A 15,744-nucleotide genomic window follows, 5' to 3' on the forward strand; every position below is an offset into this window, starting at 1 on the left:
GGTCAGCGTCTCTTGAGGTAGCCGCTGGTGGAGCTGCGGCGTTGTACGATTGGAGGTGGTGCGACGGGCGCCGGTAGTGCCTGCGTCGTTGGCCTGCTGACTGGATCCTGTTTAGCAGCTGAAGAGCTTTCGTCATCATGATCGCCATCAGGCTCACCTATATGAGGCCGGGCTGGCTGCGGCTCGCCCTGGTCGAACAGACTGGTTTGCGCGAGCTTCTGCCGCAGCTTGTCCCAGTCCTGCTCACCGTAGCGGTGCAGCCCAAGGAAATAGGCCATCGCCAGGTTGTAAACCATCAGGTCGAGCGCTTCGTTGCGGTCGGCCTTGCCCTTGACCCACTCGATCCGCTTGTAGCCCTTCACATAGCGCGCGACCTTGCGTTCGGCCACACATTGCATGAAGAACTCTTCGGGCAGGTCCTTGGCGAAGTGCAGCGAGCCGGGACCCGCCTCGAAGCTGTAGCGGTTGTAGATCCAGTCCTTGGCCGTGTCAGTACCGACCATCCACAACTCGGCGCCATGGCGTTCGGTCTGGCCCTTCCAAGTGACATCCACTGGAGATGGCCGCTGCGCGATCACAGGTCGCCCAGGCTTGCTCGCCCCCTTCAGTGCGAAGATGTTTCGCCAGCGCCGAACGCGGGTGAACTGATAGACCTCATGCGTATGGTGACCGCCCGAGTCGATGCCCGTGGCCAGGATCGCCAGGCTGACGCCGCATGGGTGCAGATAGCGAACCTTGAGGCGCTCATCAAGCACCGCCCAGGTACGCTCATCGGCTGGATCGCCAGGGATCACCTGGTGATCGACAACCCAGCGCTCCATGCCAACACCCCAGCCGATAACCATCAGCTCCAGGCGGTTGGCCTGCACGTCGACAGAAGCAGTCAGCACCAGCACGCCCACGGCGAGGGTACCCAGCACGAAGTCCTCTTGCAGCGCACGGGCTTGCAGCACCTCATGTTTCGTCTGCTCGACCGCGCTGTCCCACACCTTGGCAAGACGGGTGTTGTAAAACACCTGCATCGGTTCAAGGTCCCCACGATCCTGCGCTTTTTTGGCCTTCTCGTACTGCTTGGCCAGGTCAGCCCAAGACACCCAACCAAGCGGCGAATACAGCGCGCTGAGGTGGAAACCAACCGTCTCGCCATCGCCCTTGGCATGGGCGCGCCACTCGCCCCTGGCGAGCATGTCGCCCTTGTGGTGCTCCTCTATCAGCACGTCGCACTCAGGCCCGGCGCACTGGTAATGCACGGTCGTGAAGTCCGCCGAGTACAGCAGGCGCTCCCACTGCAACACCTGCATGTGCCCGCAGGTCGGACACGGCACGTAGTAGTGCCGCTGATCACTCTGCTGGAACAAGTCATCAATCCGCGAGGCGCCCTTGATCGTGGGCGAGCTGGAGAAATAGAACTTGGCGTTGCGCCCGAACGTACTGCCTCGGGTTTCCGCCAGTTCGATGGGATCCCCCTCTTCATCGACGTCCACGTCCCAGCGGTCGACCTCATCGCCGTAGATGAAGCGCGCGGCCAGCTCCGAGAGGTTGGAGGCCGAGCCCGCAGTGGTCGCGTAGAGCGTGCCGCCCTCGAATTCCTTGGTGTCCATCGTGTTGCGGGCGTCACGCGAGCGATTCGCCGCTACTCGCGCTTTCAGCTCAGGCGTGACAGCGATGGTCTTGCCGATCCGGGAAGACACCCGCTTGGCCAGGGCCAGGCTGGGCAGCAGCGTAAGGATGTTGGACGGCGACATGTGAATCAGCGCCCCGATCCAGTTCAGGGCGATCTGCGTTTTCATCAGCTGCGAAGCCACTTCGGTGATCACCCGCTTGCAGGGGTGAGCGGGCGACAGGCAGCGCATGGGTTCACGGGCATATGGCGTACGGTCGGTGCGGTACTTGCCGGGCTCGGCGGCGCCAGTATCACGCGGGATCCGCATGTACTCGTCCGCCCACTCATCGACCCATAGTTCCGGGTCGGGCATCAGCCCTCTGCAATACGCTTCGCGGTACGCCTGGGCACCGTCTGCGTATCCGGTAGGCATAGGCTCAGCTCAGTGTCATGGCTCTTTCGAGGTCGGCATGGTTCATCTTCGCGGCATCGGTGAAGACTCGCCGGAAGGTGTCGGTGAGATGCTTCTCGATGTCCCAAGGATCGGTCATTCCAGCAAGCTCGGCGGCCAGCTGGGGCGCGAGCCCGAACATCTGGTCGCGCAGGCCGCGACCGGCAGCAAACGCGGCATCCTCCACTGGCTTGCGCTCTACCAGGGTGCCTTGCACCTTGTTGAACTCAGCCTCGGCGAGCTGGGCCAGGTAGTACTCCCGGTGTGCCCGCGCAGCCTGAAAGTCACGCCCTTTTGCGGGCGCCTGCACCGCTGGCAGCACCGCAGGTGTGTCGCCGGTCGGTTGGAGCTGGCTGCGAACATCCCGCTCGACGCGGTTTTCTGAATGCCGGGCCGCGACGGCGGCCTTGCTGGGATCGGCAGATTCAGCAAGCAGCGCCTCGGTGGCCTCAAGATCCACCTTGCCATCTTCGGACAGCACCAGGCGGTCTTGAGAAGCAAGTTTGGAAACGTAGGATTTCGACCACCCGCGTCGGGCAGCGAACTCCGATTTGGTCAGGTAGGTCATGTCGAAATCTCCAGTTTACCCAGTAAACTCAAGGGGTTAACCAGTTCACCGCAGTTCACTAAGCTGGTGAACCTGCCGCTAGCGCAGAACCGCGGGTTTCCTGCCCCGTACCCCGGCCATATCGCCAGGGTCCCCGGCCCTGCCGGGGCTGCCGGTCGGGTCACTGCCCCGGCTCGCCGGCTTGGGGCGACACCTGCTCGATGCCCAGCCGCTTGGCGGCCCAGCGCTCGTAGAGACTGATCGCTACATCGGCGCCTGCCATTGCCGTGAGGCACCCAACCGCTGCAGCCATCCACACCGATGCGCCGAGAGCGTACAGCAGCATGTTGGCCGAGAGCCCGCAGGTAACGCAGGCTCCTGAACGCAGTGCGAGCCGGCGAACCAACCCCCAACCGCGAGCTCCTGCCTTGTCTGCTCGCCACATCTCACCAGAAACCCCACCGACCAGAGAGAGGACGATAACCAGCCATATCGGCATCTCAGCTAACGCCTGTTGCTCGTTCGTCATTGCTCCTCCAACACCATTTAGTAATTTCGATAATTAGTTGACCAGAGTTCAATTCGAGTGCTGAAAATTGAGTTGTTGCAAAACGCGGTGCGCCTTAGGCTTCGAGGAACAGCCACTCAAACCACGGTATTGCAATGACAAAACTCGAAGCGGTTCAGTTAATTCTCCCTCTCGTGATTGGCTACTTTTCTGTGAGCGGTGAGAGGCTTGTAGATCTGAAAGTCTTCGGTATGTGGTGTGCTCTTGCGGTTTTCTTCGCAAGCCAAATTCACAGCATTTACACCCTGCTCACGAACAACCAACTTGATTTCTGGTTGCGCTACGCCGCCATAAACATCGCTGCTGTGGGGTTGGTTGTCTTTTTAGTGGCTGGTTGGTTCTTCAAAAAATATCTCCGAGCGGAGCTGATGAACCGGGCGAAGCGTGAAGAGATACCCCGCCGAAGGGAGCGATGAAACTATCGAAGAATCTGCTCCGTGCTTGTAAGGGCATGCCAAGGCGCAGGTTCGTGATCGTGATGCCTTTTTACCTGCCACCGGAAAAACCGAAAAGGGGCAGTTTTCGGTTCGTCGCCATGTGGCGGCTATGTAGCATCAATGTTGCACACAAGTCGCATAGCGACCCGACGGACGGTCTGTTGGCGAACACGCCCGGCGCGGGCGGATAGGATACCCAACACCTGTAGGTGCAGCGCCTTAATCCAGTTCCGGTAGGTACGGTCGGCTCCCTCGGCCAGCCCGACCTCGCGCATCTGCTCCCTGATCGTGGCCTGGTGTAGATAGCGCAGCTCGGCCAGCTTGGCCAGCGTCGCCCCGCGTTCATTTCGGCGGTTCAACTCAGCAACAGCCGCATCGACCTCTGCAGCGGCGTGATCCAGGCCAGCGCCTGCAATCAAGATTCGGGCACCAGAAGAACCGGTGCGCGGTGCCGCCCCCTTCCATTCCATGATCGTACCCATCTGGCTGCCCAGGCTGGCTTCCAATCCTAACTGCCGACGCTGCTCGCCCCAGTGCTGCATGAGTCCGCCTACGAGGTGCAGGCGCTCGGCTTGGTCGATCAAATCCGCCATGTCCTTCAGATGCTGGGCCGCCTGCATCTGGCGTTGAAGGCGTCTTTCCATTTCCATCGTCATCGCCATTCCTCCGAAATCACCACCCAACACACATTTAGCCAACCCAACACAAACCCAACACACACCAAACTCAATAAATTCAATGGATTGGAAGGATCTGTGTTTAGTGTGTTGGGTGTGTTGGGTTTTTCAGAGTTCGCATAGAGATTTATCCGCCCTTCGATTCCATCAGTTGGAGTAGATCGCATGCGCATGCGCGTGCGTGAACCCAACACACCCAACACAGACTGCCGCCAAGCCACGAATTCCGGGGTTTTAATCTGTGTTGGCTTGCATAAACCAACCCAACACCAACCCAACACACCCAACACACCTACCGGCGTAGTCATGCTGCAACCCTCTTGATGTGGTCCCAGGCTTCCACCATCCAGCCCGCGACCTTTGCTCGCTCGCGCCACTCGCGAACGTTCTTGCCCAGCACGGCCGCATTCATGGATGGGGGCAGGGAAGGATCACCATCAATGGGCATGAAGAACGCCGCAAAGCGCCGGACGTCCTTCCCCGTGGAGCAATCCGACCAAGGAATTGCCCTCGTCTTCTCCACCTTCGCGCTGAGCATCAACGAGAACTTGGTCTGGCTCATGGCGTGCTCTTTGTTGTGGGCGCACCACTCAATGAACATGGCGTATACATCCGAGGTCAGGCAGCAGCCCCAAAGGCCGTACCCAAGCTCGCCGTTACGCCAGAGGTGGAAGAACGTCTGCCAGGCTGTGCGACTCAACTCAACCAAGCGTTGACGGGCCTCAGTCTTCGGCGGACGCGTGCGCTGGTTGAAGCCCTCGAGGTCGACATCCAAGAGCCACCCGTACAAGGCAGCAACCGCACCGTTCGCCAGCTCTTCGGCAATCGCCTTCTGTCGCTCAGGAGGTAGCGTCTCCAGCGGCCACATCACTAGCATCCGGCGGTCGTCTTCGCTGATCGGCCACGGCATGATCTCGTTGCTTAGAAATGCCGAGTTCATATGGTTGGACTCTTCCCAGCCGTTGATGAACTTCGACTCCATGCGCACCGTCTTGCCAGTGATCATGTGCTTGATCTTGCCGACCTGGTTGTAGCGCTGGTCGCGGCTCACAACCTCTTCGAACACAGCCCACAGCTTGCCGCTTTGCCACGCGTTAAAGTTACCTTCCAACTGCGCCTGGCCAACCGTTGCGCTGTACCGACCGTACAACTCGCCCATGATGTCGGCGAACAGCAGGCTCTTGCCCGAACCTTCCATGGTTGAGTGGAACAGGATCGCAGTGTCCATCTTCGCCCCCATGTGCTGCAGCGGGTAGGCCAGCCACTTGATCAGCCAGTCCAGCGCCTCAGCGTCATTGTTGCAAAGGAAAGCGATCAGCCACCGCAGGTTCTCGCAGGCGGCATCGTTGCGAACCGGTGTAAGCGGAAGGCCCTCGAACGTGTTGATGTAGATCGCCGGGTCCTTGGTCATCGTCGGGTCGAACACGATATGGTCAACGTCTACCACTCGCCGACCCGGGCTGTTCAGCCAGAGTTGATAAGCGTCACCCAGGGCCATCTTCACGCTGCCCTCAGGCAGGCGCCGCTTCTTCTCGCGATCCCAGGCCTCTTTCGTACCATCGATGTAGATGTACCGGTCGAGCGGTTCCAGTTTCAGCGCCCCCCCCTTCTTACTGGACATCTTTCGGGCCTGTTCAAACTCAGTCACCTGCTCGGAAGCAATGAGCTTTTTGTCGGTACGCTCTATCCACTCCTTGGCCAGCGGCTTGCCAACCAGCGCTTCGAAGCCTGCCCGCTTCATCGCCCGCCCCTTGTCCAAATCCCACACGCTGGTGGTGCCTTCGACCAGGGCGAATCGGCGCATTGCATCATCTATATCCAGGGCGTCACCCCCTGCCCCCCCTTTGGCCGAGGAGCCGGCCGGGCTGGGCGCTTCATCATCCGATGGGGCGTGGGGGTGCTCGGTATCGCTGGCCTCGAGCGGAGGCAGCTCGGCCTGCTCGACCACCGAGGGGGCAAGGGGAAGCTCGCCCATTGGTGGCGGCGCGGGTGGACGGGACTTCGCATCGATGCCGAGGATCTGCGCCGCTGCCTTGGTCGCGGCCTTCTGGTCGCCATTGTGCATCAGGATGCAGAACACATCGAACGCGTCGTTCTTATGTCCGTTCGCCAGCGGATCCGAGGTGTGATGCGAATAGAGCTTGCCATCAGTGATCGTTACGCCAGGCGCCCCTGAGCTGCTGTGCGGGCTTAACCATTTTCCATCGATGCGCTTGTAACCGTGGGCCTCGATCATCGTGGCAATGTCGTGGATGCGGTTGAACTCTGGAATAACTTCGGGTAGACGCTCACCGGTTCGCGCCGCAACTGGTGAAGGCTTCGCGGCTGGACGAGCGGCCGGGACAAGCGTTGCCGCCTTCGGCCACCATGGACAAACGGCCTCGCCTTTCGGTTTAAACGCATCCCAGCTCTGCCAGGTGGCCAAGAGTTCGGCCGGCAACTCGGGCAAGCCTTCTGCAGCCGGAGGGGTTCGCCATGTGTATGGCTTTCGAGTGCCGGGATGAATAGATGGCGGCAAGACGTCCTGCACCAGGCCGCCGCGCAGCTCAAAGACAGTCACTTTCTTGAAGGGGTCAGCCGCCATACGGAAAGCCGCCTCGCGGGTGGAGTCGCCCTCTTCCATGGCAGCTTTCACTTGCGCCATGAGGCCTTTGTAGATGGTACCGTCGGGGTCGTTCTTGTTCGGCCACACCAACGCGTGACGGCTCAGCTCCACGCCCTCAGGGACGCGGAACATCACACGAAATCTCTCAGGATTGCCTACAGAGGTCGGGAACGCGTCTGCCAAAGCGTCTACGTCGAGCCCCAGCGTTTGCCGCAGGACCAGCCTTGTCAGCTCAACATCGTCAACGTCAAGCGAGCAGACACCACTCGGCCCGAGCACAACACCGAGGTTGTGGCTCGGGTTCGCAACCCAGAATGCTTCAGCTTTCGAGGCCTCAGTGAAATAGCCGCCGGGCTTGTTCCAACCGGCTCCCTTCGGCCCCTTCTCGCCTGGCTCAATGGGAACCAGGGCGAGATCGAAGGTTTCAATGTAACGCCGCGCCCAATCAGCTGTAGCGCGAGTTGGGCGCTCGCTCATCTCCGGCGCTCCCGAAGACCTTGGCAATCGATACAGGTCTTACAACCCGCGACCGACTGCTGACGGGCCAGTGGAATCGCCTCGTCGCAGTCCTCGCAATACTGGGCGCTTGGCTTTTCAGGAAGTCGCGCAAGACGCTGCAACGACAACTGCAGGAAGTACTCCGCATGGTCATTCGCAAAATCGACGGCATCAGCCATGAGCTTCGTCCTCCATGGCTTGGCGGGCACCCGCCATGATCGCCAGTACCTGGCGGATTACATCCATCCCGCGATACTCGAGGTCCAGCACCTCGGTCTCTGTCCAGACGTTGTCGGCGGCACCATCGTGCAGGCTACCGACGAATTCACTGGACTCTTCCAGCAGCTTGGCAACGGCCTGCAGTGCTTCATTGGTCGCCGGCACGGGTTCCGGGCGATACCAGACGACACCGGCCGGACGGACGAGGGCATCAAGCAGCCGCGTATCTTTTGTCCAGCGGACGATCTCCTCGATCTCGTCCGGGCTGGGCCAGCGCCGCTCTTCAGTTGGGTGGAGTTTCTTCTGCAGGGTATCGACGTCCATGACCATATCGAAGGCCAGCTTGGTGATACCACCGTGATAGTCGCGACCGGCGCGGTAGAGCGCCTGCCGCAAAGCGAGAACCGGACCAGCGTCCGGCAGTAGATCAATGCGACTCATAACCGTAAATCCTCGGTTTACGGTGTAGCCATAGGGTTAGGTAGGACCTATCCTACAACTACGACCTGTGTGCGTTGCCTCACGTGCTGTGCGGGCATTGCATGCGGTAACAGTCATCCGGCTGAACTTGTGAGAGAGAGCACCGGGTGACGAGAGTGTTGGCGTTTACGCCTTCATAGCTGGGCCGGGAGGTGAGAGTCCTGGCTCAGCGTTCTTACTGTTTGCCTTGCCGTAAGTATCCCCAGTCAATGTCCGGTCGAAGCGATTCACAGACGATCTCCCCTCCTGTTTCACGATCCAAACAGACAGCCAAACCCGCACTGGCGCGACGGTTCCCGTAGGCCACCTGTTTCAGCTGGCCAACCGATGTTCCGCAGCGGCGTGCGAGGACATCGAGCCCCTCCTTGTCCATCGTCTTCAAGTATTCGCTAAGCGTCATAGACACCTCCATTGGCAGCCAGATTAGCAATTGCTAATTAGCAAGGCAATAGCAACTCGTAATTTACTGTTTGCTAACGGAAAGCAATCATCGCCGCATGGATATCAACGAAAGGCGTATCGCCTCCCTCCGCACGATCATGGGTACCTTGAGCCAGAAGGAATTCGCCGAGGCTCACGACCTGGATGCGTCGTATCTGTCACAACTGCTAAACGGCCACCGCAAGCTGGGGGAAAAGGCTGCGCGAAATCTCGAGCTCAAGATTGGGCTTGCAGCAGGGACGCTGACATCTCCTCCAACGGAGGAGCCCTCAACCGCAGCCCCAACCAACGTGGTTCGTCTGCCCACTAGGGCGGCAAAGGACAAGAACTTCGTACTGATACCGCATCTCGATATCGCGGCGTCGATGGGGCATGGCAAGGCAGCCCCTGAAATGCACATTGAAGTCATCCGCGACATGACGGTTCACCTCGACTGGCTGAGAATGCAAGGCCTTACCTTCTCGAAAGTCGATAACCTAGCCATCATCACAGGCGACGGCGACAGCATGTCTGGCACATTCGCTGACGGCGACGCCCTGCTCGTTGATCGTGGGATCACCGAGGTGAAAACCGACGCCATTTATGTGTTCACCCTCGACGGAGACCTCTACATCAAACGCCTGCAGCGCTTGATGGGAGGGCAGCTGCGAATGATCTCCGACAATCCCATCTACCCCCCGATTACCATCGACGAATCGATGATCGAGCGCATGCATATCCAAGCCCGCGTCCTGCTGGCCTGGAACGCCAAGAAGCTCTGACGCCCCCGCGTTGTCTCCTACCGGCGATCTGCTGGGGAGCAACGACGCCTTGCTAATTTAGCATTTGCTATTGATCAATTAATTAGCCTTTGCTAATTTCATCCCCGTGCCCACTCTCACATCAAGGACACGGAAGAATGAAATCAGCACAGCACAACGGATCGGTAGCGGTCCTCATCCATCCAACCGCTTGCAGCAGCCTTGCGAAAATCCAAGCGTTCCAGCGCAGCACCGGCATGCAACTGGTCGTCACTCTGAATGGCAAAGCCCACGCCGTACCTGCCAACGGGGGTGCAGCATGAGCGAGTTCCAGATCTCCCTCCGTCACATCATGCTGCTGCAACGCACCCTGGATAACGGTGGCACAGCGATCTGCAAGCTGCAGCGACCCGAAGCCACGGTCGATGCACAGATCGAGATCGAAAACGACAACACGCACCACTGCATCAAGGTGACCGTTGGGCCGCTCTGCAGCAGCCTGAGCCTTCCACGCGCCCTCTCCACCAAGTGCCAATCCTTGAGGGACTTTGTGCAGGACCTGGCCAATGGCCGAGCTGACTCCGGCGCCCAGTCGGAAGAAGCGCTGGCACTCATGGAGGCGCAGGTCAGCGTTGAAGAGGTGCTGCAGCCCGGTCAAACCGCGTACGTCATCGCCACCGTCAACCGCCAACTCCCTCTCGGCGCCGTCGTGACCAACGACCAGGGCGATGTCTGTGTCGCTGTAACCGGTGCCAGCAAAGAGCAACTCGCTGCGGCAGTGCGCGCAAAGCTCCAGCCCGGCCCCGACGACCTTGGGAAGTGCGCATGAGCACCCTGGAACAACTGCGCAGCGAGTTTTCCACGCCCTGCCCGACGTTGTCCGCTGTGAGGGAGCGCTATTTCTCTCACATTGGCTCGGATCGGCGGTTCAAAGAACTAATTAGTAAGGGGCGGATTGATCTTCGCGTGAGCAAGCTCGACTGCTCTAAGAAAGCCTCATACGTGGTGTACCTGCAAAACTTGGCTGAATACCTCGACCGGCAGGCAGAACGCTCTCCCCGATCCGCTTGAACCAGGCGGCCCCGGCCAGCAGGGGCACCCAGCCCGCCACCGACTCTCACCTTGCCCGGTGGCGGGCCATCTCGGAGCACAGCACATGCAACCGCATCAGCAAGTACTAGCCATGGCCATCGTGTGGCTTTTCAGCCTCATCGCCCTGACCATCATCATCCCAAGAATGCGCCACCGTGCCTTCACCCGTGGCCTGGACACAGGCAGGCAGCAACAAAGGGCGGACTTAAAGCTGCAGATCAAAGGCCTGCTGGATGATCTGGACGAGGCCCGGATCCAGTCCGAGGCTGGCCAGCGTAAGCACCACCTGGCTGTTGCCAATCTCAAATCCAGTATCGCCGAGCTGGAAGCCCGCATCATGTCGTACACCGGCTTGCCAGTGACCAAGGCAGACTACGAGTGGCTGGTCAGCGCCTCGTCGACGATGCGCCTGGCCCAACGCACATTCAAAGCCCTGAAAACCGAAGCGGAGGCAGCCAGAGCACGCGCCCAGGCAGAATTTATTGACGAGCTGGCCAAGCGGATCCACGTACAACTGCGCAGCACTCCGAGCGCCACAACTGCAGGAGCCGCAGCATGACAGCCGCCCTGCAGATCGATATCCAGGGTGCGCAACAGCAAGCCCTGCCCTTCCAACGCGAACTGTACGTTGACCTGTTTGCCGGTGCCGGTGGGGCAAGCAGCGGCGGCGCCCGCGTATACCGCGACCCTGACATCGCCATCAACCACAACCCTATCGCAATCGCGGTACACCGCGCGAACCACCGCAACACCCGCCACTACATCAGCGACATCTACGAAGTCGACCCACTGCAGGCCACCGGCGGCCAGCCCGTGGGGATTTTGTGGGCGTCCCCTGACTGCCGCCACTTCTCCAGGGCCAAGGGCGGCGCTCCAAGAAGCAAGGCTGTGCGCTCGCTGCCATGGGTCGTGGTTCGCTGGGTCTTTGCCACCCGCCCACGCCTGCTGTTGATGGAAAACGTTGAAGAGTTCCAAGCCTGGGGGCCGCTGGACGACGCAGGCAGGCCGATCAAGTCGGAAACGGGTCGCACCTTCAAGGCATTCGTCGCCTGCCTCACCACTGGCCTGGCTGCCGATCATCCGGACATGGGCGAGATCATGGATTGCATCGGCCAGTGGGTACCGATGGACGCACTAGTGCGGGGCCTGGGCTGCAACGTAGAGTGGCGTGAGCGCCGCGCTTCGAACGCCGGCTCCCCAACTATCCGCAAGCGCCTGTTCCTAATCGGCCGCACGGATGGCCGCCCGATCGTCTGGACGAAACCGAAGCGACACGAGAACCCGAAACCGGGCCAACTGCCTTGGCGCACCGCCGCCGAGTGCATCGATTTTTCCGACCTGGGCAAGAGCCTGTTCGCACGCAAACGCCCACTGGTGGACAACACCTGCCGGCGCGTGGCGAAGGGTTTCTGGCGCCACACCGTCATGGCCGAGCAGCCTTTCGTGCTCCAGCTGGACGAGCAACAGCTGGCCGCCGCAAGCCTCACCGAGTTTGCCAACGCGAGCACGCAGCGCACCTTCAGCGCAGACGAGCCGCTTCGCACTCAGGTGGCCCAGATCAAGGATGGCCATTTCGCCCTGTCCGAAGCCCATCTGACCCACCTCACACATCATGGGGACCGTTCGGGATACCCCGTTTCCGGGTCCATCCGGACGATCACCGGGGCGAACAGAGGCGAGCAAGCACTGGTCACCGCGTCGATGATCACCCTGCGCAAAGGCTCCACTGGTAGCGGCATGGACCACCCTGTAAACGCCCTGACTACCGGCAGCGCCCACCACGCGTTCGCCGCATGCCACTTCGAGCAAGCCAACGGCGGTTTCTACAAGGGCGACGGACGAGCAGCGAAGGTGCCACTGAGCACGATTCTCGGGCGCGGCACCAACCAGCGCCTGGCGAGTGCGTACCTGGTGAAGTACTACGGCACCGGCGGCCAGTGGCAAGACATGGGCGAACCGATGCACACCCTGCCGACCAAGGAACGCATGGCGCTGGTCACCGTTGTTCAGGTGCCCACTGCGCTTCTGCCGCCAGAGCTGCTGGCGAAGGCCCGCAAGTGCGCTCACTTTCTGCACAAGTACCTGCCGGAACACTTCCCCGATCTGGTCGACCTAGTGCTACTCGGCGATTATTCACTGGTCGACTTCACCCTGCGCATGCTCAAGGCCCCAGAACTGAAGCTCGCCCAAGGCTTCAGCCCTGACTACATCCTTGATCGCGGCCTGTTCGAAAACAAAGAAACCGGCCTGCTGGAGTGGCGCCCGATCAAGAACACCGACCAGATCCGCCTGATCGGCAACAGCGTCTGCCCTGACGAAGCAGAAGACTTGATCGCTGCCAACGCGAAAGACCTGATCGACCTGTACCAGCAGGAGGCCGCATGAGCACGCACCGCCATGATTGGTACATGAGCGAGGCCGACGACGGCAGCATGTATCACTGCAGGAAGTGCAGGCGCACCCAGGAAGGTACTGTCCCTGAAGCCCAAGGCTGCCCAGTGTCCAACGCCGAACACAATGCCGTCGCTTGGCTCGGCCAGGCCGGGCTGTACCGCACTCGGTTTGAAGCCGTGCACAACTGCGAGCAGTCCGTCACGCCAGTATCCGCCAACGAACTGTTCGAACTAGCTAGCAGGCAGGTTATCAGCCAGCTCAACGAGGGCCGTGAACATGCCTAACCCGAAACGCGCCTGGCAGCTGATCAGCCTTGCGCTCGCTGGAGCACTGATCGCCACCATTGCCGAACTGTATCGCAGCAGCACCGCCTACCGCCCTGCGATAGGCGCGGTATCGAGGGTTAGCAGCGCTGCGAACTTTGATCATCTCGCGCTGAGCCCAAACGCTCGGCGAGTCCATGAGAGGTATTCGCTGTGATCGACACATCGTCCTACCCCCCTACTACCCGGATGCGTAAGGGTATGCAGCCCATGCTTCGCCCCGCGATATCGTTCATCTGCGACATCTGCGGTAAGGCTCGCGTGAAGGGCAATCACGACCAATGCCCCAAGCCCCGTCAAGCCGCTGGGTTCATCATCATTCGAGGGCGCAAATCATGAACACCGATCCAAGAGATCGGTTCGTCGGCCCCAATCCGCTTGGCCTGGGCGAGCGCGAACTGAAGAAGAACAAGACCGGCTTCGCCGACATGCGCACGCACAACGACTACCTGGTGTTCTTGGCTGGCTATAAAGCAGGCACGGTGGACGGCGAGGAGCGCGAGTACCAGCGCCACCGCCCGATGAACACCGAGGGCAGCAAGCCCGAGAGCGTCATCATACTCTCCGGTCTGCCCTGCGCCGGTGCTGCGGTTGACCGCGACCTCGACAAGGCGGAGGGCGGCACGCCCGACAGCAACATCCACCCTGACAGCACACCCACCACCAAGGCTCTTTGCGAAGCCAAGGCGGCAGACAATGAATTGCTAATGGCACAGGTCGGCTTGCTGGCAGCAGTGCGACGTATCTACCCAACAGGCAGCCGGCTAATGATCCAAGCCAGCGGGAACAAGATTGAAGTGGGAGTGACAGCTCACTGCGCAGCCTGGTGGTCTCGTCCTGGCTACATCCACGGAAAAAATCGGAAGACCAATAAACCCCGCACCTTCCATCACAGCGCTGTCCTTGAGGTTCTGGCATGAGCCAATCAGCCACCAGGCTCCGCATGGCCACCCATAGCCTTGACTTGCCTGTCATGTGCGACATCTGCGGACAAGCGCGCTCGACCCGCAACCATTCCCGCTGCAGCAAGATCCGGCAGCAGCGAAAGAACGTCGAGTGGGAATCCTACATGGCCAACGTGGCCGCAAAGAAAACGCAGCAGCTTCAGCGCCTGCAACCACTTCGGTAAATCGGAGAATATAAATGACAAAGCCACAAGTTAAACCCATTCACGAAGCGAACAAGCAGCCTGCCGAGGCGGTTCAACTTCTCATCACTCCCGCCGTATGGATCCGGAAGGAGCTGTTATTCCCGGTTTTCGGCTTGAGCACTGAGGCTGTACGCAAATATCGCGACCGTGGCATCTGGCTAGAAGAAAAACAATGGCGTACTGACCCTGCCAACGTCATTGTGTACAACCGTGTTGAAATTGAGAACTGGATGGCCGGCCGTCCATGACTGCGAAACTCCCAGCAGGTGTCGACGCCCTACCTACGGGCGTCGACATCAATGGCAACCTCCTGCGAATCGCCTTCATGTACGAAGGCGAACGCCGCCGGGAGCCTTTACGCAATGTTGCAAAAATCAACAAGGCGGCTATTGCCTATGCGGACAATAAACGCAGAACAATATTGGCCGAGATTAAGGAAAACCGATTCGATTATGGAGCTCACTTTCCCGAATCGGCATGGCTGAAGGCTAGACAGGACGCTCCAAATGAGCCCGCGAAGAGAACCGTAGACGAAGGAATAACGCAGTGGCTTGCGGTTGCCAAGGTCAAGAAAGCCCACAGCACGTTCATCAACTACAAAAGCAAATCCGAACACGTTAGAAAGAAGTTTACTGGCAGAACAATCGCAAGCATTCCAAAGAGCGAGCTTGAATTATTCCAAGCCGAGATGCTCACTAATGGCCTCAAACCGAAAACGGTGAATGACGTTTTCACGATTATACGTGGAGTATGGGGAGATGCTTTCAGCGATGAAATCATCAAACTCAACCCCTTGGAGCGCATCGAGAACATCCAGTCTGACAGCGACAGCGAATTCGCAGACCCATTCACCCGAAGCGAGATCGAGCGGTTAGCCGCCGCCGACCCGGAGCGAACAGCAGACAGCCGGATGATCGTCTTTAACTGCTGGGCCGGGCTGTCCCTCTCCGAGCTGATCGCGGCCAGCGTAGAGGACGTCGACCTGGTGGCCGGCACCCTAACTGTTCGCCGGGCGTTGGTCGCCGGTGAGTTCAAGGTGCCGAAAGAACGCTCCCGCATTCGCACTATAGAGCTGATCAAGCCTGCCTTGGATCTGATGACCATCATTGTGGCCGAAGCCAAAGATTACGAAGCCACGCACATCACTGTTATTCAGCGGGACAACATCACGAAGAAGCATGAACGGGTTCGGTTCCTGTTTCGCAGTTCTACCAGCGGGCTATTGTGGAGCGGGAAGACTGTGAGCAATTGGTTCACCACTCACCTTGAAAAAGCGGGCATTCGACATCGAGGCGCAAATCAGGCTCGCCATACATTCGCAAGCCAAGCGCTATCCAGTTACGTTCCAATTGAGTGGGTTGCACGTCAACTCGGTCATAGCGACACGACGATGGTTAGAAAGCACTACGGGAGATGGATTTCGAAAGACACGAAAAGCATGGCTGAGCTAGTGTCGAAAATGATGGGATTCACTGAATAGAAAATGCCAGCCGGGATGCCCCGGCTGGCCATACAACAT

Annotated in this window: 18 protein-coding genes; 10 read left to right on the forward strand and 8 right to left on the reverse strand. The window is 59.6% G+C overall.

The genetic code is table 11. The annotated features are described in order from the left end of the window. Positions 1–2 precede the first annotated feature (2 nt). From F6X62_RS09560 to F6X62_RS09570, 3 genes are all read right to left on the reverse strand, one after another. Positions 3–2,036: a phage terminase large subunit family protein gene (locus tag F6X62_RS09560; protein ID WP_153773347.1), complete on the reverse strand. Its 2,034-nt coding sequence runs from the start codon at positions 2,034–2,036 to the stop codon at positions 3–5. 4 nt (positions 2,037–2,040) lie between these two features. Then, complete coding sequence (locus F6X62_RS09565; RefSeq protein WP_153773348.1) at positions 2,041–2,622, reverse strand: terminase small subunit; 582 nt, start codon at positions 2,620–2,622, stop codon at positions 2,041–2,043. Positions 2,623–2,782: 160 nt separating this feature from the next. Beyond that, a complete protein-coding gene (locus tag F6X62_RS09570; RefSeq protein WP_153773349.1) occupies positions 2,783–3,130 on the reverse strand; it encodes a phage holin family protein in 348 nt (115 codons plus the stop codon). 134 nt (positions 3,131–3,264) lie between these two features. On the opposite strand from F6X62_RS09570, the gene F6X62_RS09575 reads away from it, so the two are divergent. Beyond that, positions 3,265–3,585, forward strand: a complete 321-nt coding sequence (locus F6X62_RS09575; protein ID WP_153773350.1) for a hypothetical protein — start codon at positions 3,265–3,267, stop codon at positions 3,583–3,585. A 128-nt stretch (positions 3,586–3,713) separates the two neighbouring features. Here F6X62_RS09575 and F6X62_RS09580 read toward each other — a convergent pair whose 3' ends face one another. The 5 genes from F6X62_RS09580 to F6X62_RS09600 form a co-directional block, all read right to left on the reverse strand. Next, complete coding sequence (locus F6X62_RS09580) at positions 3,714–4,262, reverse strand: hypothetical protein (protein ID WP_153773351.1); 549 nt, start codon at positions 4,260–4,262, stop codon at positions 3,714–3,716. A gap of 325 nt (positions 4,263–4,587) precedes the next feature. Next, positions 4,588–7,365, reverse strand: coding sequence for a DUF5906 domain-containing protein (locus tag F6X62_RS09585; protein ID WP_153773352.1), 2,778 nt, complete (start codon positions 7,363–7,365; stop codon positions 4,588–4,590). Then, the gene (locus F6X62_RS09590; protein WP_153773353.1) at positions 7,362–7,565 is read right to left on the reverse strand and encodes a TraR/DksA C4-type zinc finger protein; all 204 of its coding nucleotides are present in this window, start codon (positions 7,563–7,565) and stop codon (positions 7,362–7,364) included. The genes F6X62_RS09585 and F6X62_RS09590 overlap by 4 nt, the downstream gene beginning before the upstream one ends. Continuing rightward, positions 7,558–8,046, reverse strand: a complete 489-nt coding sequence (locus F6X62_RS09595) for a phage regulatory CII family protein (RefSeq protein ID WP_112898798.1) — start codon at positions 8,044–8,046, stop codon at positions 7,558–7,560. The genes F6X62_RS09590 and F6X62_RS09595 overlap by 8 nt, the downstream gene beginning before the upstream one ends. Before the next feature lie 214 nt (positions 8,047–8,260). Further along, positions 8,261–8,485: a YdaS family helix-turn-helix protein gene (locus F6X62_RS09600; protein WP_153773354.1), complete on the reverse strand. Its 225-nt coding sequence runs from the start codon at positions 8,483–8,485 to the stop codon at positions 8,261–8,263. A 97-nt stretch (positions 8,486–8,582) separates the two neighbouring features. On the opposite strand from F6X62_RS09600, the gene F6X62_RS09605 reads away from it, so the two are divergent. The 9 genes from F6X62_RS09605 (at position 8,583) to F6X62_RS09645 (ending at position 15,705) form a co-directional block, all read left to right on the forward strand. Next, positions 8,583–9,287 (forward strand): S24 family peptidase, encoded by a 705-nt coding sequence (locus tag F6X62_RS09605; RefSeq protein WP_112898800.1) that lies wholly within the window; start codon positions 8,583–8,585, stop codon positions 9,285–9,287. Between the two features lie 298 nt (positions 9,288–9,585). After that, a complete protein-coding gene (locus F6X62_RS09610; RefSeq protein WP_153773355.1) occupies positions 9,586–10,095 on the forward strand; it encodes a hypothetical protein in 510 nt (169 codons plus the stop codon). Beyond that, positions 10,092–10,337 carry a pyocin activator PrtN family protein gene (locus F6X62_RS09615; protein WP_153773356.1) on the forward strand — a complete coding sequence of 82 codons (246 nt, stop codon included), beginning with the start codon at positions 10,092–10,094 and terminating at the stop codon, positions 10,335–10,337. The genes F6X62_RS09610 and F6X62_RS09615 overlap by 4 nt, the downstream gene beginning before the upstream one ends. Before the next feature lie 85 nt (positions 10,338–10,422). After that, a complete protein-coding gene (locus F6X62_RS09620; protein WP_153773357.1) occupies positions 10,423–10,917 on the forward strand; it encodes a hypothetical protein in 495 nt (164 codons plus the stop codon). After that, entirely contained in the window at positions 10,914–12,743 is a 1,830-nt protein-coding gene (locus F6X62_RS09625; protein WP_153773358.1) for a DNA cytosine methyltransferase, read from the forward strand. The genes F6X62_RS09620 and F6X62_RS09625 overlap by 4 nt, the downstream gene beginning before the upstream one ends. Beyond that, complete coding sequence (locus F6X62_RS25395) at positions 12,740–13,036, forward strand: hypothetical protein (protein WP_256674020.1); 297 nt, start codon at positions 12,740–12,742, stop codon at positions 13,034–13,036. The genes F6X62_RS09625 and F6X62_RS25395 overlap by 4 nt, the downstream gene beginning before the upstream one ends. Positions 13,037–13,410: 374 nt before the next feature. Then, positions 13,411–13,995 (forward strand): hypothetical protein, encoded by a 585-nt coding sequence (locus F6X62_RS09635; protein ID WP_153773359.1) that lies wholly within the window; start codon positions 13,411–13,413, stop codon positions 13,993–13,995. Between the two features lie 223 nt (positions 13,996–14,218). Then, positions 14,219–14,473 carry a hypothetical protein gene (locus F6X62_RS09640; protein WP_153773360.1) on the forward strand — a complete coding sequence of 85 codons (255 nt, stop codon included), beginning with the start codon at positions 14,219–14,221 and terminating at the stop codon, positions 14,471–14,473. Next, entirely contained in the window at positions 14,470–15,705 is a 1,236-nt protein-coding gene (locus F6X62_RS09645; RefSeq protein ID WP_153773361.1) for an Arm DNA-binding domain-containing protein, read from the forward strand. The genes F6X62_RS09640 and F6X62_RS09645 overlap by 4 nt, the downstream gene beginning before the upstream one ends. Positions 15,706–15,744 lie beyond the last annotated feature (39 nt).

The sequence above is a fragment of the Pseudomonas sp. MNR3A genome (assembly GCF_009650575.1).
GTDB lineage: Bacteria > Pseudomonadota > Gammaproteobacteria > Pseudomonadales > Pseudomonadaceae > Aquipseudomonas > Aquipseudomonas machongensis.

Excerpts from the sequence above, each read along its gene's own strand:
- F6X62_RS25395 (WP_256674020.1), top strand. The coding sequence starts at position 12,740 with ATGAGCACGCACCGCCATGATTGGTACATGAGCGAGGCCGACGACGGC.
- F6X62_RS09595 (WP_112898798.1), bottom strand. The coding sequence starts at position 8,046 with ATGAGTCGCATTGATCTACTGCCGGACGCTGGTCCGGTTCTCGCTTTG.
- F6X62_RS09615 (WP_153773356.1), top strand. The coding sequence starts at position 10,092 with ATGAGCACCCTGGAACAACTGCGCAGCGAGTTTTCCACGCCCTGCCCG.
- F6X62_RS09570 (WP_153773349.1), bottom strand. The coding sequence starts at position 3,130 with ATGACGAACGAGCAACAGGCGTTAGCTGAGATGCCGATATGGCTGGTT.
- F6X62_RS09585 (WP_153773352.1), bottom strand. The coding sequence starts at position 7,365 with ATGAGCGAGCGCCCAACTCGCGCTACAGCTGATTGGGCGCGGCGTTAC.
- F6X62_RS09600 (WP_153773354.1), bottom strand. The coding sequence starts at position 8,485 with ATGACGCTTAGCGAATACTTGAAGACGATGGACAAGGAGGGGCTCGAT.
- F6X62_RS09605 (WP_112898800.1), top strand. The coding sequence starts at position 8,583 with ATGGATATCAACGAAAGGCGTATCGCCTCCCTCCGCACGATCATGGGT.
- F6X62_RS09625 (WP_153773358.1), top strand. The coding sequence starts at position 10,914 with ATGACAGCCGCCCTGCAGATCGATATCCAGGGTGCGCAACAGCAAGCC.
- F6X62_RS09610 (WP_153773355.1), top strand. The coding sequence starts at position 9,586 with ATGAGCGAGTTCCAGATCTCCCTCCGTCACATCATGCTGCTGCAACGC.
- F6X62_RS09645 (WP_153773361.1), top strand. The coding sequence starts at position 14,470 with ATGACTGCGAAACTCCCAGCAGGTGTCGACGCCCTACCTACGGGCGTC.
- F6X62_RS09560 (WP_153773347.1), bottom strand. The coding sequence starts at position 2,036 with ATGCCTACCGGATACGCAGACGGTGCCCAGGCGTACCGCGAAGCGTAT.
- F6X62_RS09590 (WP_153773353.1), bottom strand. The coding sequence starts at position 7,565 with ATGGCTGATGCCGTCGATTTTGCGAATGACCATGCGGAGTACTTCCTG.
- F6X62_RS09565 (WP_153773348.1), bottom strand. The coding sequence starts at position 2,622 with ATGACCTACCTGACCAAATCGGAGTTCGCTGCCCGACGCGGGTGGTCG.
- F6X62_RS09580 (WP_153773351.1), bottom strand. The coding sequence starts at position 4,262 with ATGACGATGGAAATGGAAAGACGCCTTCAACGCCAGATGCAGGCGGCC.
- F6X62_RS09640 (WP_153773360.1), top strand. The coding sequence starts at position 14,219 with ATGACAAAGCCACAAGTTAAACCCATTCACGAAGCGAACAAGCAGCCT.
- F6X62_RS09635 (WP_153773359.1), top strand. The coding sequence starts at position 13,411 with ATGAACACCGATCCAAGAGATCGGTTCGTCGGCCCCAATCCGCTTGGC.
- F6X62_RS09575 (WP_153773350.1), top strand. The coding sequence starts at position 3,265 with ATGACAAAACTCGAAGCGGTTCAGTTAATTCTCCCTCTCGTGATTGGC.
- F6X62_RS09620 (WP_153773357.1), top strand. The coding sequence starts at position 10,423 with ATGCAACCGCATCAGCAAGTACTAGCCATGGCCATCGTGTGGCTTTTC.